The organism is Streptomyces sp. SAI-170 (genome assembly GCF_049739565.1).
Lineage (GTDB): Bacteria > Actinomycetota > Actinomycetes > Streptomycetales > Streptomycetaceae > Streptomyces.
Genome location: NZ_JBMGQD010000001.1, coordinates 7,246,922 through 7,266,020 on the forward strand (window position 1 = coordinate 7,246,922; position 19,099 = coordinate 7,266,020).

Below are 19,099 nucleotides of genomic sequence, written 5' to 3' on the forward strand. Positions count from 1 at the left end.
GGGATTGACAAACGTTGTTGCCGAATCTGCAATACGGCCATGACGACCGACGACGTACTGGCAGGTGTGGGCCCGCGGCTGCGCAAGCTCCGCAAGGAACGGGAGGTGACGCTCGCGGCGCTGTCCGAGACGACCGGCATCTCCGTCAGCACCCTCTCCCGGCTGGAGTCCGGCCTGCGCAAGCCTTCGCTGGAGCTGCTGCTGCCGATCGCACAGGCCCACCAGGTGCCGCTGGACGAACTGGTCGGGGCACCGCCGGTCGGCGATCCGCGGGTGCGCGCGAAGCCGATCCAGCGGTACGGCCGCACCCTCTATCCGCTGACCCGGCAGCCGGGCGGGCTGCAGGCCTACAAGATGGTCGAGCCCCAGCGGTCGGCGGAACCGGATCCACGGACCCATGAGGGGTACGAGTGGCTGTATGTGCTGTCCGGGAAGCTGCGGCTGGTGCTGGGGGAGCACGACGTGGTGCTCACCGCGGGGGAGGCCGCCGAGTTCGACACGCGCGTGCCGCACTGGTTCGGGTCGACGGGGGAGGGGCCGGTGGAGTTCCTGAGCCTGTTCGGACCGCAGGGGGAGCGGATGCATGTGCGGGCGCGGCCGAAACGGGTGTGAGCCCTGACCTTCCCCGATGGGCAAGCGACCGCTTAGTATGCGATCGACCCTGGTCGGACGGAGCAGTCGGTGGAGGCCCTGATGCAGGCATGGCGAGTGCACGAGAACGGCGAGCCGAGCGAGGTGATGCGGCTCGACGAGACCGAGCGGCCCACGCCCGGTGACGGCCAGGTCCTGCTGAAGGTCCGTGCCGCGAACATCAACTTCCCGGACGCCCTGCTGTGCCGGGGCCAGTACCAGGTCCGGCCGCCGCTGCCCTTCACGCCGGGCGTGGAGATCTGCGGTGAGACCGAGGACGGCCGCCGGGTGATCGCCAACCCGGTGCTGCCGCACGGCGGCTTCGCCGAGTACACCGTCGCGGACGCCGCCGCCCTGCTCCCGGCCCCCGACGCGCTGGACGACGCCGAGGCCGCCGCGCTGCACGTCGGCTACCAGACGGGCTGGTTCGCACTGCACCGCCGGGCCGCCCTGGAAGCGGGCGAGACGCTGCTCGTGCACGCCGCCGCTGGCGGGGTCGGCAGCGCCGCCGTACAGCTCGGGAAGGCCGCGGGCGCCACGGTCATCGGCGTGGTCGGCGGCGCGGACAAGGCCGCCGTCGCCCGGGAACTGGGCTGTGACGTGGTGATCGACCGGCGCGCCGAGGACGTCGTCGCGGCCGTGAAGGAGGCGACCGGCGGGCGCGGGGCCGATGTGATCTACGACCCGGTCGGCGGCGAGGCCTACGCCCAGTCCGCCAAGGTCGTCGCCTTCGAGGGCCGGATCCTGGTCGTCGGCTTCGCCAGCGGCAGCATCCCCAGCCCGGCCCTCAACCACGCCCTGGTGAAGAACTACTCGATCCTCGGCCTGCACTGGGGCCTGTACAACACCAAGAACCCCAAGCTGGTCCAGCACTGCCACGAGCAGCTCACCGAACTGGCCGCGAGCGGTGCGATCAAGCCGCTGATCAGCGAGCGGGTCGCCCTCGGTGAGGCGGCGGCCGCCGTGCAGCGAGTCGCCGACGGTGTGACGACCGGCCGGATCGCCGTGGTGACGGAGGCGGCGGCATGACCGACGCAGCCGAACTGCGGCGCCGTACGGCCGAGTTGCTGGCCGCACACCCGCCCGCGACGACCGACCGGCTGGACTTCCTGCGCGCCCGCTTCGACGCCGGCCTTGCCTGGGTCCACTACCCGGAGGGCCTCGGCGGCCTCGACGCGCCGCGCTCCCTCCAGAGCGTCGTGGACGCCGAGCTGGCCGCCGCGGGCGCACCCGACAACGAGCCGCGCCGCAACGGCATCGGCCTCGGCATGGCCGCGCCGACGATCCTCAAGTACGGCACCGACGAGCAGAAGCAGCGCTTCCTCAAGCCCCTGTGGACCGGGGAGGAGGTGTGGTGCCAGCTGTTCAGCGAGCCCGGCGCCGGCTCCGACCTGGCCGCGCTCGGCACCCGGGCCGTCCGTGAGGGCGACGACTGGGTCGTCAACGGACAGAAGGTGTGGACGTCCGGCGCGCACAACGCCCGCTGGGCCATCCTGATCGCCCGCACCGACCCGAGCGTGCCCAAGCACGCCGGCATCACCTACTTCGCCTGCGACATGACCGACCCCGGCGTCGACGTCCGGCCGCTGCGCCAGATCACCGGCGAGGCCGAGTTCAACGAGGTCTTCCTCACCGACGTCCGCATCCCCGACGCCCACCGCCTCGGCGAGGTCGGTGACGGCTGGCGGGTCGCGCAGACCACCCTCAACAACGAGCGCGTGGCCATCGGCGGCATGGCCCTGCCCCGCGAGGGCGGGATGATCGGCAAGGTCTCGCAGACCTGGCGGGAACGCCCCGACCTGCGCACCCACGACCTGCACCAGCGGCTGCTGACCCTGTGGGTCGAGGCCGAGGTCGCCCGGCTCACCGGCGAACGCCTGCGCCAGCAGCTCGTCGCGGGCCAGCCCGGACCCGAGGGCGCCGGCATGAAGCTCGGCTTCGCCCGCCTCAACCAGGTGATCAGCGGCCTGGAGGTGGAACTCCTCGGCGAGGAGGGTCTGTTGTACGACGACTGGACCATGCGCCGCCCCGAGCTGGTCGACTTCACCGGCCGCGAGGCCGGCTACCGCTATCTGCGCTCCAAGGGCAACAGCATCGAGGGCGGGACCAGCGAGGTCCTGCTGAACATCGTCGCCGAGCGCGTCCTCGGCCTGCCCGCCGAGCCGCGCACCGACAAGGACGTCGCGTGGAAGGACCTGGCCCGATGACCGATCTGCTCTACACGGAGGAGGAAGAGGCTCTCAGGTCCGCCGTACGGGACCTGCTGCGCGACCACTGCGACCCGGCCGGTGTCATCGCCCGCACGGAGACGGACACGCCGCACGACCTCGCGCTGTGGAAGTCCCTCGCCGACGGCATGGGCCTCGCCGGACTGCTGGTGCCGGAGGAGCTGGGCGGTCAGGGCGCAACCCACCGTGAAGCCGCCGTCGTGCTGGAGGAGTTGGGGCGGGCCGTCGCCTCCGGTGCCCTATCTGAGCAGCGCGGTCGTGGCCACGGAGGCCCTGCTGGAGTGCGGCGACGAACAGCTCCTCGGTGAACTGGCCTCCGGACGGAGGATCGGCGCCCTCGCGGTCGGCCTGCACCTCGCACCCGGCGCCGCCTTCACCGCCGTACGTGTGACGGACGGTCTCCTGCACGGCGAGCTGACCGGCATCGCGGACGCGACGGCCGCCGACGTGCTGCTGGTGCCGGCCGACGACGGCGGCCTCTACGCGGTCGAGGCGGACGCCGCCCAGATCACGCGCCGGACGTCGTTCGACCTGACCCGGCCGGTGGCGACCGTACGGCTGGACGGCGCGGCGGGCCGGCGGCTGGGCGAGGCCGAACCCGCCGTACGGCGTGCCCTGCTGGCCGGTGCCGGGCTGCTGGCGTCCGAACAACTGGGCGTCGCCGACTGGACGTTGACGGAGACCGTGCGCTACCTGAAGGAGCGCAAGCAGTTCAACCGGCCCGTCGGAGGCTTCCAGGCGCTCAAGCACCGGCTCGCCCAGCTGTGGCTGGAGGTCGTGAACCTGCGCGCCGCGGCCCGCAATGCCGCCGACACCCTCGCGAACGGGGACTTGGGCGACGAGGTGCCTGTGGCGGTCGCCGTCGCCCAGGCCTACGCGGCCCCTGTCGCCGTACGCGCCGCCGAGGAGGCGTTGCAGCTGCACGCCGGCATCGGCATGACGTGGGAGCACCCCGTGCATCTGTACCTGAAGCGGGCCAAGGCCGACTCGATCGCGTACGGCACGGCGGGCGCGCATCGCGCGGCGCTGGCCGAACTGGTCGACCTCCAGGCTCCCTGAGGTTCATCCGGCTGTGAGAAGCCCGTCCCCGGGCAGGGACGGGCTTCTTCTTGTCTCCGTGCGCCTTCCTGAATCCAGGTGCGCGTGGTGAACGAGTGACGGCGGTTCGGCCAACTCCCGCCCGGGGCCCTGTGTTTGAGGTGTTCACGCCCCATACTCGCTGGGGATCGACACCACACAGGGAGGCAGCGCATGGCCCTCACCACCCGTCGCAGAGCCCTCACCGCCTTCGGCGCCGCACTCGCGGGCACGATCGCCCTGCCCGGCGCCACCGCATTCGCGGCCGACGGGAAGAAGCGTGGCAAGGCCCCGCTGTGGCGGGCCCACGCCCACAACGACTACGAGCACCCCCGGCCGCTCCTCGACGCCCTCGACCACCGCTTCGGCAGCCTGGAGGCGGACATCTACCTGGTCGGGGACCAACTGCTGGTCGCCCACGACCCCGAGGACCTGGACCCCGCCCGCACCCTGGAGTCCCTCTACCTCGACCCGCTCGCCGCCCGGGTGCGCGCCCACCACGGCTGGGTGTACCGGGGACATCACCGGCCGCTGCAACTGCTCATCGACATCAAGACCGAGGGCGCGGCGACGTACCTCGAACTGGACCGGCATCTGCGGCGCCACAAGCACCTGTTCACCACCTACGCCCACGGCCGCGTCTTCCCCGGCCCGGTCACCGCGGTCATCTCCGGCGACCGCGCCGCCCGCGCGCCCATGGAGGCGCAGACCGTGCGGCACGCCTTCTACGACGGCCGCCTGAGCGACCTCGGCAGCTCCGCCCCGGCCTCCTTCGTGCCGCTGATCAGCGACAACTGGACCCGCACCTTCACCTGGCTGGGCGTGGGGCCGTTCCCCGAGGCGGAGCGGCAGAAGCTGCGCGCCATCACCGGGGCCGCCCATGAGCGGGGCCAGACCGTCCGCTTCTGGGCCACCCCTGACCTGCCCGGACCGGACCGGGACGCGCTGTGGGCCGAGTTGCTCGATGCCGGTGTCGACTTCCTCAACACGGACGACCTCGCGGGCCTGGAAGTCTTCCTCGACACCCACCGGGCCTGATCGTCACAGCCAGACACCACACGTTCGGAGGACATGTCAGCCGCCCGGACGAACCCTCCGCTACGCCACACTTGCGGCCGAACGCCGTGAACCGGACGTGACCGGCGTGGCGGAGGAGGTTGACGATGGCCGTTTCCATCTCTGTGGTGCTGCTGCTGTTCATCCTGGCGGTGATCTTCCTGCGCAACGGGGGACTCAAGCTCTCCCATGCGCTGGTGTGCGCGCTGCTCGGGTTCTATCTCGCGAGCACGAACATGGCGCCCACCATCCACAGCGGCCTCACGGCGACCGCGGACATCGTGAGCAGTCTGCGGCCATGACCCTCAGGGGCCTGTGAACACCCCGATGCCGTTCGGGACCGGGCGTTCCGACCCGGTGCTCGGGTGGTTGAGCGGGGTGACGCCGTCCGGGGTGCGCGCCACCAGGGTCGTGGAGCCGCCGCCGTCCAGGTTGAGGGCGTGCTCGGCCCCTAAACCGAGCATGACCTGGGCGATCTCGGCGACGGTCAGACCGGTCCGGTACTCCGGGGAGCCGTCCAGTGCGAGCAGCAGCACCCGACGGCCGTCGTCGGCGATGCCCGCCGCCGTGCGGACCGCGGCGGTGCGGGTGTCCAGGCCGGGCAGCGGCTGCCCGTCGTGGAGCACGGGGTAGCCGCCGACGGCGAGCTGGAGCGGGATCGGCGAGGTCGTGTTCCTGAGCCGGTGGGTGATCCGCACCGGCTCGCCGATGTGGAACTTCCGCAGCTCCTGCGCGCCCGCCTCCCGGCCGACGAGAACGGTCGTGCCCCGGAGGATCTGCCCGCTGCCAGGGGCGTCCGCCGTGGAGACGACCCTGCCGTGGCGGACCGTCACCTCGTAGGTGTCGGTGCTGCACGGGGCCGCCCGTTCGGTGTCCGTGCCGCAGGTGGCGCGCACCCGGGAGGCGCTGCCCCAGTCGTCGGTGAACGCCCCGACGGACCCGACCGGGAGCGCGTACTGGTTGAGGCCGCCCAGCGGCAGCTCGGCCTCGGGTGTGGTGACCGAGCCGTCCAGGGACAGCCTCTCGACGCGGGCCCGGCGGTCGCGGCCCACGCCGATGACGTCCTCGGTGGTGGTGCCCGGCGGCAGCGCGGGCCCGAACCGCTGCCCGTTCGGCACCGCCGCCTTCAGCGCCCGGCCGCCCGCGATCGCCGGGCCGACGCTCGCGCCGGTGGCCTCCACGCCCGGGTGCTGGGCCTCGGTGATGTTGAAGAAGTCGCCGTTGACGCCCGCGGTGGCGCCCTCGGCCGTGGCGAACTCCGAGACGGTGGCCCGCGCGGCCACCGCCCCCGGGTAGAGCAGGCCGAGGTGCACCCGGGGGTCGGTGAGGTCGACGCTCAGTACGTGGGCGCGGACCGGGCCCTTCACGCCCAGGACGTCGAGCAGCTGGTACTCGAGTCCCGGTGCGAGGGCCGTGGTCCGCTTCGTCTCGGCCTCGACGGAGCCTGCTGGGGCGGCGCCGACTGGTGCGGCGCCTGCCGGGGCGGCCCCCGTGAGCGCCGCGCCGGCCAGCAGGCCGCACACCGTCAGAACCGTGAGTGCTCTTTCGCGGAACCGTCTGCGCCGACCCGTCACGGGTTCCCCCCTGAAGTCCCTGAGCCTCTTTCAAGTCTCGCGGCAACCGCGGGGATTGCACCAGATGGCGCACCCGGACGGATGACAGGCCTTAGGGGTCGACGACCCTGGAGCGGATCAGGAAACGCACCCCCTCCGGCGCCTCCAGCGAGAACCCGCTGCCCCGGCCCTCGACGACGTCGACGATCAGCCGGGTGTGGCTCCAGACGGCGTACTGACTGCGCGACATCCAGAACGTCACCGGCTCCTCCACGCCGTCCACCGCCAGCTCGGCCAGCAGCACGTCCGAGTCGCCGGTGCGGAACTCGCCTTCCGGGTAGCACATCGGCGCGCTGCCGTCGCAGCAGCCGCCCGACTGGTGGAACATCAGCGGTCCGTGCGCCGCTCGCAGCCGGCGCAGGAGGTCGGCGGCGGCGGGAGTGAGCTGGACGCGGGGGATCTCCTCGGGCATCGTCGGTCGCCCTCTAGAAGAAGCCCAGCTTGCGCGGGGAGTAGGACACCAGCAGGTTCTTGGTCTGCTGGTAGTGCTCCAGCATCATCTTGTGGGTCTCGCGGCCGATCCCGGACTGCTTGTAGCCGCCGAACGCCGCGTGCGCCGGGTAGGCGTGGTAGCAGTTGGTCCACACCCGCCCCGCCTGGATGGCGCGGCCCGCGCGGTACGCCGTGTTCATGTCCCGCGTCCACACACCCGCGCCCAGCCCGTACAGCGTGTCGTTGGCCGTCTTGATCGCGTCGTCGAAGTCGTCGAACTGCGTCACCGAGACCACCGGCCCGAAGATCTCCTCCTGGAAGATCCGCATGCGGTTGTCGCCCTCGAAGATGGTCGGCTGCACGTAGTAGCCGCCCTTCAACTCCCCGTCGTGCTCGATGCGTTCGCCGCCGGTGAGCACCCGGGCGCCCTCCTGCCGGCCGATGTCGATGTAGGAGAGGATCTTCTCCAGCTGGTCGTTGGAGGCCTGCGCGCCGATCATCGTGTCCGTGTCGAGCGGGTGCCCCGGCCGGATCAGCTCGGTACGGGCGACGGCCGCCGCCAGGAACTCCGCGTAGTGGCCGCGCTGGATCAGAGCCCGCGACGGACACGTGCACACCTCGCCCTGGTTCAGGGCGAACATGGTGAAGCCCTCCAGCGCCTTGTCCCGGAAGTCGTCGTCCTGCGCCCATACGTCGTCGAAGAAGATGTTCGGCGACTTGCCGCCCAGCTCCAGCGTGACCGGCTTGATGTTCTCCGAGGCGTACTGCATGATCAGCCGCCCCGTCGTGGTCTCGCCCGTGAACGCCACCTTCGCCACGCGCGGGCTGGACGCCAGCGGCTTGCCTGCCTCCACCCCGAAGCCGTTGACGATGTTCAGCACGCCCGGCGGCAGCAGATCGGAGACGAGGCTCAGCCAGTAGTGGATCGACGCCGGCGTCTGCTCGGCCGGCTTCAGCACCACCGCGTTGCCCGCCGCGAGCGCCGGCGCCAGCTTCCACGCGGCCATCAGGATCGGGAAGTTCCACGGGATGATCTGCGCGACCACACCCAGCGGCTCATGGAAGTGGTACGCCACCGTGTCGTCGTCGACCTCGCCCAGCGAGCCCTCCTGCGCCCGGATCGCGCCCGCGAAGTAGCGGAAGTGGTCGATGGCCAGCGGGATGTCGGCCGCCAGCGTCTCGCGCACCGGCTTGCCGTTCTCCCAGCTCTCCGCCACCGCCAGCGGCTCCAGATACGCCTCCATACGGTCGGCGATCTTCCGCAGGATGTCGGCACGCTCGGTCACCGACGTGCGCGCCCAGCCCGGCGCCGCCGCGTGCGCCGCGTCCAGCGCCCGCTCCACGTCCTCCGCGGTACCCCGCGCCACCTCGGTGAACGGCTGCCCGTTCACCGGACTCGGGTTCTCGAAGTACCCACCGCGCAACGGCGGCACGTACTCCCCGCCGATGAAGTGGTCGTACCGCGCCTGATAGGAGACGATCGCGCCCTCTGTACCGGGCGCCGCGTAACGGGTCATGCTGCTCTGCCTCCCGATCGACCGCCACCCTCCGTCGGGCGGCTTCCGACGGGAGGCTAGGAGGGCGGACGTTGCGAGGAGGTTGCGTACGGGGGTGGCGGGGAGGTGGGGTGGCTGGGCTGGGGTTGCCCTGATGGTGATTTCGTCTTGGCCGGGGACGGGCTGGCGGGGCGCTGCGGCTAGGGCGTGTGCCGTGGGCGCGGTACGCCGGGCAGACGTACGGCCCTGCGCGCCGACCCTGTGGATCCGGTCAGGCCCGTCGGTCCGGTCGGTCCGGGCGGTCCGGTCGGTCCGGTCGGTCGGGTCGGTTCGGTCGGTTCGCTGGGGCGGGGCCCGGCAGTGGCGGCCGCCTCCGGATTCCGCATCGTGGGCGAGGCGGGTGACGCGGGTGACGCGGCCGACGCGGGCGGCGCGGCTGAGCGGGTCGGTGGGGCTGGGCGGGTCGGTGGGGCTGGGCGGGTCGGTGGCGTCGAGCGGGTCGGTGGGGCTGGGCGGGTCGGTGGCGTCGAGCGGGCCGGTGGGGCCGACAACTCGGCCTCCAGCGCGGCGAGTCGGGTGTGCACCGCGGCTGTGGGGCGCAGCGCGGCCAGGGCCCGCCACACCTCCAGGTCGTCCTCGCCCCACGGTGCGTACGCCCAGTCGGCCAGCAGGTCGGGGTCGCCCCGGTCGATCAGCGCGCCGCGCAGCCCGTCGGCGAGCCTGCGCCGCAGCCGCACCACCGCTGGAGCCTGGGAGGCCGGCAGCAGCGGACCGGTGTAGGCCTTGGCCGCCGCGGTCACCGCCCCGGCGGCCAGCCGTCGCTCCACCACGGCCACGTCCGACTCCACCGGCACCGTCAGCCGGTACGGGCGCGAGGCGAGCAGTCCCGGACCCAACACCCCGCGCAACCGCGCCAGCTCCGCGCGCAGCGTCACCGGGGTCACCGACTCGTCCTCGTACAGCGCGCAGAGCAGTTCGTCCCCGGTCAGCCCCTCCGGATGGCCGGCGAGCAGCACCAGGATCTCGCTGTGCCGACGCCCCAGCCTGACGCCCCGACCGCCGGCGCGCAGCCGCACCTCGTCCCGGCCGAGCGCGCTCAGCTCCAGCACCTCCCCGTCGTTCGACGCCCCCTCCGGAGTTAACAGCGCCAGCTGGGACTCGGCGGCCCGCGCGACCGCCTGCACGAAGCCCAGGCTGTGCGGATGCGCCAGGCCGTCCCCACCAGTGATGTCCACCGCCCCGAGCACCCGCCCGGTGCGGGGGTCGTGCACCGGCGCCGCCGCGCAGGTCCACGGCTGCACCGGCCGGCTGAAGTGCTCGGCTGCGAACACCTGCACCGGCCGGTCGACGGCGACCGCCGTACCCGGCGCGTTCGTGCCCATCGCGCTCTCCGCCCAGCGCGCGCCCGGCACGAAGTTCATCCGCCCCGCCTGCCGCCGGGTCGCCGGGTGGCCCTCGACCCACAGCAGCCGGCCGTGCGCGTCGCACACCGCGAGCAGATGCTCGCCGTCCACCGCGAAGGTGCCCATCAGCTCCCTGAACAGCGGCATCACCCGCGCCAGCGGATGCTCGGCCCGGTAGGCGCCGAGGTCACCGTCCGTCAGTTCCACGCTCGCCGTGCCGTCCGGCCCGACCCCCGCCCGCGCCGAACGCCGCCACGACTCCGCCACCACGGACCGCACGGGGCGGGTCACCCTGCCCCCCTCGGTGAACGTCTCGTATGCGCGGCGCAGCATCCGCGCGTGCTCGACGGGGTCGGCCCCTGGCTCCAGGGCCACCCAGGAATCGGTCAACTCGGCCTCCCGGAGGGCGATGCGGATGGGGACATCGTCACTCCGAGTGTCCGCGGCGACAACCGTTTCGACGGGGGTCACTCGATCGGGGGTCCGGGAGCGGGCTGGGTTGGTTGGCCTGGGTTGGGGTTCGGTGGGTCGGGCTGGGTTGGTTTGGGTGGGTGGGTTGGGCTGGAGGCACAGTTGGGACGCAGGGCGCCGGCCTTGGCGGCCAAGGTTCGGGCGTAGGGCTGCGGCGTAGGGGCTGGAGGCCCGGGGCAGGGGCTGTTGTGGCGGTGGGCTCGCCGTGTGGGGGCTCGGGGGGCATCCCCTGACCTCCTGGCCGGCTCCAGAGCCACGGTCGGCCAGGAGCCGAAGTCGACCCCGTCACCGCGACCCACCCCAGCACCACATCGCCCAAGCCGCACGCCCGCCCAGACACCACACCTCCCCAGACCCACGGGCGATCCCAGCGTCGCGGGAGGTGCGGGGCCGTCCACGGTGCCGGGGCCGGTCTCGGCACGGGGCTCGGTGTCGGGGGCCGCCGTGGCGCCACGGTCGCCCGCCGTGTCGGGTCAGGCCCGCTCGACGAGTCTCATGTACCGCTCCCAGTCCCAGTGCGGCCCGGGGTCCGTATGGTCGCTGCCCGGCACCTCGTAGTGGGCGATGATGTGCGAACGGTCCCGCGGGATCCCGTACTTGGCGCAGATCGTCGCCGTGAGCCGGGCCGATCTCTCGTACAGGGCGTCGGTGAAGTACGCGGGCCGGTCGACCCAGCCCTCGTGCTCGATGCCGATGCTGCGGGTGTTGTAGTCCCAGTTGCCGGCATGCCAGGCGACGTCGGCCTCCGGGACGCACTGAGCCACATGTCCGTCCGCCGAGCGTACGAGGTAGTGGGCGGACACCTCCTTCTTGGGGTTCTGGAAGACGCCGAGGGCCGTGTCGTACGTGGTCTGGGTGACGTGGATGACGACGAAGTCGACCGGGTACTGGATGGGCCGGTTCGCCCGGGTGTAGTTGGCGGAGCTCGCCGGTTCCCAGGTGGCCGGCGCGTAGTCGAGAGCCTGGGTGTGCGCGTCCGCACGTGTCTCGGGGAGCAGCGCGTACGGAACGGCGGCCAGGGCGGCGCCCTTCAGCAGACGTCGTCTGCCGGGGTCGGATGCTGTGGGTGGGAGCGGTGTTGCCCGTTCCATGGGGTTGCCTTTCGAAGCCTCGGTGGCTCATCGGAGGAGGAGACGGTGCAGGTCAGCGGCGCAGCGTCGCCGCCGTCTCGCGCAGGCGCGCGTGCAGTGCGCGGTGCGTCTCGCGCTCGGGCAGCCAGTCCTTGCGGATCTTGGCCACGCACGTGTAGTTGGTGTCGCACACATTGGCCAACGGCGACTCGACCGCCTGGGTTGCGAACTGGTACGCGTCCGGCTCACTGAAGCCGTAGTCGCGCACGAGCCAGCGCACCAGATCCAGCTGGGATATCCGGAAGGCGTCCTCCAACGGGCGTGCCGAGCCGGTGGAGATGATGTGGGTGTCGGACTCGATGCGCGGCCAGGGTGTGCTGATCCCCTTGAGGAGTTCGACGACGACCACGGTGTGCATCGCGCACTCGACGGCGACCCCGCAGGTCTCGCCCTCGCCCTGCCGGGCATGTCCGTCGCCGAGACTGAACAGCGCCCCCTCCACGTTCACCCCGAGGTAGCAAGTGACGCCGGCCCGCATCTCCGGGGTGTCCATGTTGCCGCCGTGGGCGTCGGGCACCAGGGCCGAGCGGACCTCCAGGTTGGCGGGTGCGACGCCGACCGTGCCGTGCATCGGGTCCATGGGCAGCTCCAGTTCGAGGTCGCTGTCGCGGGCCCGGAAGAGAGCCGTGCGCCGGGTGCGGTCGAGCTGCCAGATCCAGACGGTCTCCGGAAGCGGCGGCTGGAGCGTGGCCGTGGTGTGGGTGGAGGTCAGCGCGCCGAAGAGGGGAACCGTGGTGGAAGCGGCCCAGTCGCGGGCGGGTTCGATGGACACGAAGTGCACGGCGAGGGTGTCCCCGGGCTCGGCGCCCTCCACATGGAACGGGCCGGTCTGCGGGTTGAGGAACGGGAACTCGCACACCTCGGACACGAGATCCTTCTCCGAGCGGACCCGCCCGGCGAAGCAGTCCTCCGTGTACAGGTCGAGGACCGTGCCGGGCGCGATCCGCGCGACGGGCGGCACGCCCCCGAACGTCCAGGCGTACTCGTCCGGCCGGGGACGCACGGTCAGGATGCGCGGGTCGCTCATCGCTGCACAGCTCCGTTCTGCGGACAGTCCGCGGGCAGGCCGGTGGTGAGGCGTGAGACGAGGCGTGTGCGGTGTGGTCGTACCGTGTGCCGCGTCTCACGTGAATCACCGTACGGCGCCCGGTGGTTCGGCAGAAGGACGAGATCGCGTTCCGTGGATGGTGGCGCGCTTGTGGATAACTCGCTCACCCGGAAGTGTGATGCCCGGCAGTGCGGGGGTGCAGGCAGCTGCGGGGCCCGGGCAGGTGCTCGGGGCCCAGGCGGTGCGCACGCCTGGGGAAACTCGCGCACCAAGCCGCATTCGACACGAGCTGACAGCCTCGGCTCACCGCCGTTCGGCGATCCCCGCCGGGTCGTCCAGAACCCCTCGCACCACCCAGTGCGCCGCCCCCAGCAACGGCCCCTCCGGCCCCAGCCGGGACACGGACACCGGGCAGGCCGGACCAGCCGTCCGCCGGGCCAACTCGGCTTCCAACGAAGGCAGCAGCCAGGGTGCGAGTCCGGCCAGCGCGCCGCCGACGACCACTCCGCGAGGGTCCAGCAGATTGACGGCCCCGGTGAGGGCGATGCCGAGCGCCTCGCCCGCGTCGTGCAGCGCACGCCGTACGTCGGTGTCGCCGGCGGCCGCCCGACCGGCGAGCAGGCCGACCCGGTCCTGACCCGGCTCCAGCCCGGCGGCACGCAGCACGGCCTCCTCTCCGGCGTACTGCTCAAGGCAGCCGCGCCCGCCGCACGCGCACTTCGGTCCGTCGGGTCGTACCGGCACATGACCCAACTCGCCCGCGAAACCCCGTGTCCCGCGAAGCAGTTGTCCGTCCACGACCACGGCGGCACCGATGCCGATCTCGGCGGAGACGTGCAGGAAGTCGTGCGGTGTGTCCTCACCGAGCCAGAGTTCGGCGAGGCCGCCGAAGTTGGCCTCGTTGTCGACGGTCAGCGGATACTCCGCCGGCAGCAGCGCGCCGAGGTCCACCTCGTGCCAGTCGAGGTTGGGGGCGCGTACGACCGTACGGCCGTCCCGGGCCACTAGTCCGGGCACGGCCACGGCGAGACCCGCCGGCCACAGTCCCTCGCCGTCCGCCTCGGCGACCACCTCCCGCACCAGCGCGGTGAGTTCGGCGACGACCGGCTCGGGGGAGCGGCCGCGGTTGGTGCCGTGGCGTACGGCACGGGCCCGCACACGGCCGCGCAGATCGACCGCGCACACCGCGAGATGGTCCACGCCGATCTCCGCGCCGATGCCCGCCGGGCCCTGGCCGCTGACGGCGAGGGCGGATCCCGGCCGGCCCACCCGGCCCGGCCGCTCGGGGCCCAGCTCCTCCAGCAGACCGGTGCGGATCAGCTCGTCGACCAGCGTGGACACGGCCGCCCGGGTGAGCCCGATGTGCGAGGCGACCGCCGCGCGTGACAGCGGCCCCTCGGCGCGCACGGTGTGCATCACGCGGGCCAGATTGCGCCGGCGCATGCCCTGCTGGGTGTCGGGCAGCGCACGCCCGGGACCGTCGGGACGGGCTTCGTGCGGTGATGCGGTCATGCCTCCGTCAGTCCTCAGTCTGTGCCGGCGTCGCGCTTCGGCGGCCGGGGCCGCTGTGTGGCGTCAGTCGGTTCGGGTGCCCCGCCCCAGCAGCGGGTTCGCGTCGGAGAGTACCCCGGAGATCCTGGCGAGCGTCTCCTCGTCCCGTTCCACCGCGTCCAGTACGGGCCCGCGCGCGGTGTCCCAGCGCCGGGCGACGGCGGCCGGGTCCTCGCCGGTGAGCACCCCGGCCGCCTGCGCGGCGGCGCCGAGCGCGACCAGTTCCCGGGCCTCGGGGACCTGGACAGGGCGCCCGGACAGCCGTCGTACCGTCTGCTGCCAGGCGCTGCCGCGCGCGCCGCCGCCGATCAGCAGCAGCGGGGCGGAGCGGTCGGCGTCCTGGTCGAGGACCAGGTCGAGCGCGCCCAGCAGGGAGTGGACGGCACCGTCGTACGCCGCCTGGAGGAGCTGGCCGGCGGTGGTGTCGTGGCGCAGTCCGTGCAGCAATCCGGAGGCGTTGGGCAGGTCGGGGGTGCGTTCGCCGTCGAGGTACGGCAGGAGCGTCACGGACGTGCCGGGCTCGACGGCCTCGCGGTCCAGGCTGAGCAGCGCGGCGATCCGGTCGACGGCGAGGGTGCAGTTGAGGGTGCAGGCCAGCGGCAGCCAGTCGCCGCGTGCGTCGGCGAAACCGGCGACGGTGCCGCTCGGGTCGGCCGGACGGTGCGTCGACACGGCGTACACCGTGCCGGACGTGCCCAGGCTCAGCACCGGCGTGCCCGGACGCAGCCCCAGGCCCAGTGCCGCGGCGGCGTTGTCGCCGGTGCCCGGCGCGACCAGGGTGCCTTTGGAGAAGGGCAGGTCATGGCTGTCGCGCACGGTGCCGACCACCTCACCGGGCCGGGCGACGCGCGGCAGCAGCGCGGGATCCAGGCCCACGTGCCCGAGGACGTCCTCGTCGTACGACTCCGTCCCGGAGGCCCACCAGCCCGTGCCGGAGGCGTCGCCACGGTCGGTGGTGGCGAGGCCCGTGAGGCGTTCGGTGAGGTAGTCGTGGGGGAGGCGTACGGCCTTCGTGGCGCGAACGGCCTCGGGCTCGTGCTCGGCGAGCCAGGCCCACTTGGTGACCGTGAACGAGGCACCGGGCACGCTGCCGGTGCGCTCCGCCCAGGCCTTCGGGCCGCCCAGCTCCTCGACGAGTCGGCGCGCCTGGGCGGCGGAGCGGACGTCGTTCCACAGCAGGGCCGGCCGGACCGGCTCGCCGTGCTCGTCCAGCGTCACGAGTCCGTGCTGCTGGCCGCCGACCGAGACGGCTGCCGCCTCGTGCGCGGCGTCACCGCACTGGCGCAGCGCCTCGCACAGCGCGTCCCACCACTGGCGCGGATCACTCTCCCGGCCCGCCCCCGACGACACGGTGTGCGGGGCCTGCCCGCTCGCCACCACCTCGCCGGTCGACACGTCGACGACCAGTGCCTTCGTGGACTGGGTGGATGTGTCCACGCCGACGACGAGCGGACCCTCGGCTGCTGACATCGGGCTCTCCCTTTTGGTGCGGCTGTGCAGGACCTGACCTGCTGCTTTTTCATGGATTCCGGGGTGATGCGACCTGCAGGCCGCATCGAGAGCACCTCTTGTCTCTTCCCTGGAACGCGTCGGCATACTAATTTGTAAAGCGCCATGACGAAATAGTCGGAGCAAGCAAGGAGCCGTGGCATGAGCTACCAGCCCACCCCCGAGGACAGGTTCACTTTCGGTCTGTGGACCGTCGGCTGGCAGGGAAGGGACCCCTTCGGTGATGCCACCCGCGCGGCCCTGGACCCGGTCGAGACCGTGCAGCGCCTGGCCGAGCTGGGCGCCTATGGTGTGACCTTCCACGACGACGACCTGATCCCCTTCGGGTCCTCGGACACCGTGCGCGAGTCGCACATCAAGCGCTTCCGCCAGGCACTCGACGCCACCGGCATGAGCGTGCCGATGGCCACCACGAACCTCTTCACCCACCCGGTCTTCAAGGACGGTGCCTTCACCGCCAACGACCGCGACGTACGCCGCTACGCGCTGCGCAAGACGATCCGCAACATCGACCTCGCCGCCGAGCTGGGCGCCCAGATCTATGTCGCCTGGGGCGGCCGCGAGGGCGCCGAGTCCGGCGCGGCGAAGGACGTGCGCGTGGCGCTGGACCGCATGAAGGAGGCCTTCGACCTCCTCGGCGACTACGTCACCTCCCAGGGCTACGACCTGCGCTTCGCCATCGAGCCCAAGCCGAACGAGCCGCGCGGCGACATCCTGCTCCCGACCGTCGGCCACGCGCTCGCCTTCATCGAGCGCCTGGAGCGGCCCGAGCTGTACGGCGTGAACCCCGAGGTCGGCCACGAGCAGATGGCCGGGCTCAACTTCCCGCACGGCATCGCCCAGGCCCTGTGGGCGGGCAAGCTCTTCCACATCGACCTCAACGGCCAGTCCGGCATCAAGTACGACCAGGACCTGCGCTTCGGCGCCGGGGACCTGCGTGCCGCCTTCTGGCTCGTCGACCTGCTGGAGAGTGCCGGTTACACCGGGCCTCGCCACTTCGACTTCAAGCCGCCGCGCACCGAGGACGTCGACGGGGTGTGGGCCTCCGCCGCGGGCTGCATGCGCAACTACCTGATCCTCAAGGAGCGCGCCGCCGCCTTCCGCGCCGACCCGGAGGTCCAGGAAGCCCTGCGCGCCTCCCGTCTCGACGAGCTGGCCCAGCCCACCGCCGCGGACGGTCTGCAGGCCCTCCTCGCCGACCGCGCCGCCTTCGAGGACTTCGACCCGGACGCGGCCGCCGCGCGCGGGATGGCCTTCGAGCGGCTCGACCAGCTGGCCATGGACCACCTGCTGGGGGCACGTGGCTGAGCGACCTGGCGGTGACCGGCTTCCCCCGGGGCAATCCGCCTCCGGGGTCGCCGGTCACCGGACGGCGCTAGAGCGCCGCCACACCCGCCGCGGCGGCGCGAGGACCTCCCACGACGCCCGCTGAAGCCGGCCGTGGTCGGCGCCGGATATCCAGGGGCCCAGACGCTCAGAGGTGCTCCACGGAGCGTCCGCGACGAGGGCGGACACAGGAGCGAGCGCCGCGCGGTGGGCCGCACGCCGCTCGTAGCTCGTCGTCTCGTGTCCTGTCACATCCACGACGCTAGCAACGGGCACTGACAACGCCCCTCGGTCGAGCGTCCGCTGCGAGCCGTACGGTCAGATGCCGTGCGGCAGCCGCACGAAGAGGACCTTCGTCTCCACGCCGCTGTCCACGAGACGGCCCTGGGCGTCGAAGGCGCCCGCGCCGTCCGTCATGCCGAAGTCGTTGTCGTTGACGACGGCGATCGTGTCGTCGGACACGCGCGCGACGCCCTCGATCTTCCCCGGCACACCAGGCACCGTGCCGAGGTCGACGAGGAGCCGCTTGGCGAGCACGGGGACACCGGTCGCCGCCGGGTCGTCGAGCTGCTCCAGCGACGGCGACGTCGTCGCGTCGTCCCAGCGCCCACCGAGGATGTTCGCGGCCGGGGTGAGACGTACGAGATGCAGCCGGGCGGTTTTGTCGGTGCGCTCCTGCACCAGGAGCCGGTCACGGCCCACCGCGACCACCGAGGAGATCTTCAGCTCGGAGGTGTCGTCCTCGCCCGGATCGACCACGCCGACCGGGTCGAAGCGGTACGCGTACTCGGCGGTGACCGCCCCTTCTGCGGGCGAGAAGCGCACCAGACGGGTGGTGCGCGAGGCGTTCCCCGCGCCGGCGTCCGGCAACGACAGCGGGCTCTGCAGGGCCATCACGAGGTCGCCGCCCGGCAGTTGCGCGAGTCCCTCGAAGCCGCGGTTGACCTTCCGGTGCAGCAGCACGGACGGCAGCGCCTCCACCACCGGGTAGTCGGCGCCGGTGAGGTTCAGCCCCTGGGGCACGTACCGCGTGAGCACCTTCCCGCGCGCGGAGACGTGCACCAGCGAAGGCCCGTACTCGTCCACCAGCCAGAAGGTCCCGTCCGCGGCGCGCACGATCCCCTCGGTGTCCAGTCCGTTCGGGTCGTACGACAGAGGCGTGGACGCTTCGTAGGAGTACGGAGCCTCGTCGCGGCCGGCCTGGTTGGGCAGACCGGTGACCGCCTCGCCGGACGACGTGGTGAGGGGGATCGCGGACAGCACACGCACGCTGTCGCCGGTGACCCGGATCTTCACGATCGCCGGATCGAACCCCGGCACCGGGAACGTGCGGCGCTTGGTCCCGCCCACCTTGATCTGGCCGTTGGGCCCGCGGTCGGTGACCGTCCAGAACTCACCCTTGCGTCCGGCCGGATACAGGTCGCTGCCGATGCCGCCTAGGTCCACACCCCGGTCGTCGTCCACCGTGCCGGGGAGCAGGGCGTTGCTGAACCCCGCCAGCGGAACGTCTTCGAGCGTCGCGCCACGGACGACCCGCGCCTCCCTGTCAGGGGCCGCCGAAGCCGGAACGGAGGCCGTGAGAGCGGCCAGCACGACGAGGGGCAGCCCCACCGCGACGGAACGGGGGATAGGGCGCCGGTCGGCGGCATACGGGGACATCGGGCCTCCTGGGAGCAAAATCGCTGTCGCGGCCAGATTCGAACCCTGCGGAGAGAACACCGCGGCACACCCACGTGAACGCAGGGCGTCGCCTTCCGGTCGGGCCGGAAAGGGGGGACATTCAGCGCGGCAGCGTGCGGGAGAGCTGGCTTGAGCGAGCAGGATCAGGGGCCGGCTCAGGGGCAGCATCAGGGACGAGTCAGGGTCGCCGTCCGGAACCGTGCGAGGTGTGGGTCCGTTCTCACCACAGAGAGCGGCAGTGGCCGCGAAGGAGGCGACACAGATGTCGAAGAACGCGAAGATCGCCGCGGGAGGTGTGGCGGCCGGGCTCATCCTGCTGATCTGGCTGCCCTGGTGGGCCGCACTGCTGATCGTGCTGGGCGTCCCGGCCGCCGCCTACCTCACGCTCGACCCGTCACAGCGACGCCGACTGCGTCGCATATCCCGCAAGGAGCTCGGCCGCTGAGGCG

Annotated in this window: 15 protein-coding genes and 2 pseudogenes; 8 read left to right on the forward strand and 9 right to left on the reverse strand. The window is 72.3% G+C overall.

Translation table 11 applies throughout. The features are described from left to right. Window positions 1-39: 39 nt before the first annotated feature. From RKD23_RS32695 to RKD23_RS32720, 6 genes and pseudogenes are all read left to right on the forward strand, one after another. Complete coding sequence (locus RKD23_RS32695) at window positions 40-612, forward strand: helix-turn-helix domain-containing protein (protein WP_424856965.1); 573 nt, start codon at window positions 40-42, stop codon at window positions 610-612. A gap of 81 nt (window positions 613-693) precedes the next feature. Next, on the forward strand, window positions 694-1,659 hold the full coding sequence (locus RKD23_RS32700) for an NADPH:quinone oxidoreductase family protein (protein WP_424856966.1): 966 nt from the start codon (window positions 694-696) through the stop codon (window positions 1,657-1,659). Continuing rightward, the gene (locus RKD23_RS32705) at window positions 1,656-2,837 is read left to right on the forward strand and encodes an acyl-CoA dehydrogenase family protein (RefSeq protein WP_424856967.1); all 1,182 of its coding nucleotides are present in this window, start codon (window positions 1,656-1,658) and stop codon (window positions 2,835-2,837) included. The genes RKD23_RS32700 and RKD23_RS32705 overlap by 4 nt, the downstream gene beginning before the upstream one ends. Beyond that, window positions 2,834-3,917 (forward strand): annotated as a pseudogene (locus RKD23_RS32710) (acyl-CoA dehydrogenase family protein). The gene RKD23_RS32705 and the pseudogene RKD23_RS32710 overlap by 4 nt, the downstream one beginning before the upstream one ends. 192 nt (window positions 3,918-4,109) lie before the next feature. Continuing rightward, entirely contained in the window at window positions 4,110-4,973 is an 864-nt protein-coding gene (locus RKD23_RS32715; protein ID WP_424856968.1) for a phosphatidylinositol-specific phospholipase C/glycerophosphodiester phosphodiesterase family protein, read from the forward strand. A gap of 125 nt (window positions 4,974-5,098) precedes the next feature. Next, window positions 5,099-5,293: a hypothetical protein gene (locus RKD23_RS32720; protein ID WP_404039566.1), complete on the forward strand. Its 195-nt coding sequence runs from the start codon at window positions 5,099-5,101 to the stop codon at window positions 5,291-5,293. Between the two features lie 3 nt (window positions 5,294-5,296). On the opposite strand, the gene RKD23_RS32725 is transcribed toward RKD23_RS32720, so the two are convergent. From RKD23_RS32725 to xylB, 8 genes and pseudogenes are all read right to left on the reverse strand, one after another. Continuing rightward, window positions 5,297-6,514: a phosphodiester glycosidase family protein gene (locus RKD23_RS32725; protein ID WP_424856969.1), complete on the reverse strand. Its 1,218-nt coding sequence runs from the start codon at window positions 6,512-6,514 to the stop codon at window positions 5,297-5,299. Window positions 6,515-6,656: 142 nt separating this feature from the next. Next, window positions 6,657-7,016, reverse strand: coding sequence for a DUF779 domain-containing protein (locus tag RKD23_RS32730; protein WP_424856970.1), 360 nt, complete (start codon window positions 7,014-7,016; stop codon window positions 6,657-6,659). Between the two features lie 13 nt (window positions 7,017-7,029). Continuing rightward, complete coding sequence (gene exaC / locus RKD23_RS32735; protein ID WP_424856971.1) at window positions 7,030-8,553, reverse strand: acetaldehyde dehydrogenase ExaC; 1,524 nt, start codon at window positions 8,551-8,553, stop codon at window positions 7,030-7,032. Between the two features lie 518 nt (window positions 8,554-9,071). Further along, window positions 9,072-10,325 (reverse strand): annotated as a pseudogene (locus RKD23_RS32740) (GAF domain-containing protein); the annotation flags it as partial. Between the two features lie 554 nt (window positions 10,326-10,879). Then, complete coding sequence (locus RKD23_RS32745; protein ID WP_424856972.1) at window positions 10,880-11,497, reverse strand: N-acetylmuramoyl-L-alanine amidase; 618 nt, start codon at window positions 11,495-11,497, stop codon at window positions 10,880-10,882. Between the two features lie 52 nt (window positions 11,498-11,549). Next, window positions 11,550-12,563 (reverse strand): acetamidase/formamidase family protein, encoded by a 1,014-nt coding sequence (locus tag RKD23_RS32750; RefSeq protein WP_424856973.1) that lies wholly within the window; start codon window positions 12,561-12,563, stop codon window positions 11,550-11,552. Window positions 12,564-12,887: 324 nt separating this feature from the next. Beyond that, window positions 12,888-14,096, reverse strand: a complete 1,209-nt coding sequence (locus RKD23_RS32755) for an ROK family protein (protein ID WP_424856974.1) — start codon at window positions 14,094-14,096, stop codon at window positions 12,888-12,890. Window positions 14,097-14,159: 63 nt separating this feature from the next. Further along, on the reverse strand, window positions 14,160-15,605 hold the full coding sequence (xylB, locus tag RKD23_RS32760) for a xylulokinase (protein ID WP_424856975.1): 1,446 nt from the start codon (window positions 15,603-15,605) through the stop codon (window positions 14,160-14,162). 180 nt (window positions 15,606-15,785) lie between these two features. Between xylB and xylA the strand changes: the two genes are divergently transcribed. Next, the gene (xylA, locus tag RKD23_RS32765) at window positions 15,786-16,952 is read left to right on the forward strand and encodes a xylose isomerase (RefSeq protein WP_424856976.1); all 1,167 of its coding nucleotides are present in this window, start codon (window positions 15,786-15,788) and stop codon (window positions 16,950-16,952) included. Between the two features lie 336 nt (window positions 16,953-17,288). Here the strand turns inward: xylA and RKD23_RS32770 are convergent, their stop codons facing one another. Further along, the gene (locus RKD23_RS32770) at window positions 17,289-18,629 is read right to left on the reverse strand and encodes an esterase-like activity of phytase family protein (protein ID WP_424856977.1); all 1,341 of its coding nucleotides are present in this window, start codon (window positions 18,627-18,629) and stop codon (window positions 17,289-17,291) included. 283 nt (window positions 18,630-18,912) lie between these two features. Between RKD23_RS32770 and RKD23_RS32775 the strand changes: the two genes are divergently transcribed. Further along, entirely contained in the window at window positions 18,913-19,095 is a 183-nt protein-coding gene (locus RKD23_RS32775) for a hypothetical protein (RefSeq protein WP_404039540.1), read from the forward strand. Window positions 19,096-19,099 lie beyond the last annotated feature (4 nt).

Excerpts from the sequence above, each read along its gene's own strand:
- xylB (WP_424856975.1), bottom strand. The coding sequence starts at position 15,605 with ATGTCAGCAGCCGAGGGTCCGCTCGTCGTCGGCGTGGACACATCCACC.
- RKD23_RS32770 (WP_424856977.1), bottom strand. The coding sequence starts at position 18,629 with ATGTCCCCGTATGCCGCCGACCGGCGCCCTATCCCCCGTTCCGTCGCG.
- RKD23_RS32755 (WP_424856974.1), bottom strand. The coding sequence starts at position 14,096 with ATGACCGCATCACCGCACGAAGCCCGTCCCGACGGTCCCGGGCGTGCG.
- RKD23_RS32730 (WP_424856970.1), bottom strand. The coding sequence starts at position 7,016 with ATGCCCGAGGAGATCCCCCGCGTCCAGCTCACTCCCGCCGCCGCCGAC.
- RKD23_RS32720 (WP_404039566.1), top strand. The coding sequence starts at position 5,099 with ATGGCCGTTTCCATCTCTGTGGTGCTGCTGCTGTTCATCCTGGCGGTG.
- RKD23_RS32745 (WP_424856972.1), bottom strand. The coding sequence starts at position 11,497 with ATGGAACGGGCAACACCGCTCCCACCCACAGCATCCGACCCCGGCAGA.
- RKD23_RS32775 (WP_404039540.1), top strand. The coding sequence starts at position 18,913 with ATGTCGAAGAACGCGAAGATCGCCGCGGGAGGTGTGGCGGCCGGGCTC.
- exaC (WP_424856971.1), bottom strand. The coding sequence starts at position 8,553 with ATGACCCGTTACGCGGCGCCCGGTACAGAGGGCGCGATCGTCTCCTAT.
- RKD23_RS32700 (WP_424856966.1), top strand. The coding sequence starts at position 694 with ATGCAGGCATGGCGAGTGCACGAGAACGGCGAGCCGAGCGAGGTGATG.
- RKD23_RS32705 (WP_424856967.1), top strand. The coding sequence starts at position 1,656 with ATGACCGACGCAGCCGAACTGCGGCGCCGTACGGCCGAGTTGCTGGCC.
- RKD23_RS32715 (WP_424856968.1), top strand. The coding sequence starts at position 4,110 with ATGGCCCTCACCACCCGTCGCAGAGCCCTCACCGCCTTCGGCGCCGCA.
- xylA (WP_424856976.1), top strand. The coding sequence starts at position 15,786 with ATGAGCTACCAGCCCACCCCCGAGGACAGGTTCACTTTCGGTCTGTGG.
- RKD23_RS32695 (WP_424856965.1), top strand. The coding sequence starts at position 40 with ATGACGACCGACGACGTACTGGCAGGTGTGGGCCCGCGGCTGCGCAAG.
- RKD23_RS32750 (WP_424856973.1), bottom strand. The coding sequence starts at position 12,563 with ATGAGCGACCCGCGCATCCTGACCGTGCGTCCCCGGCCGGACGAGTAC.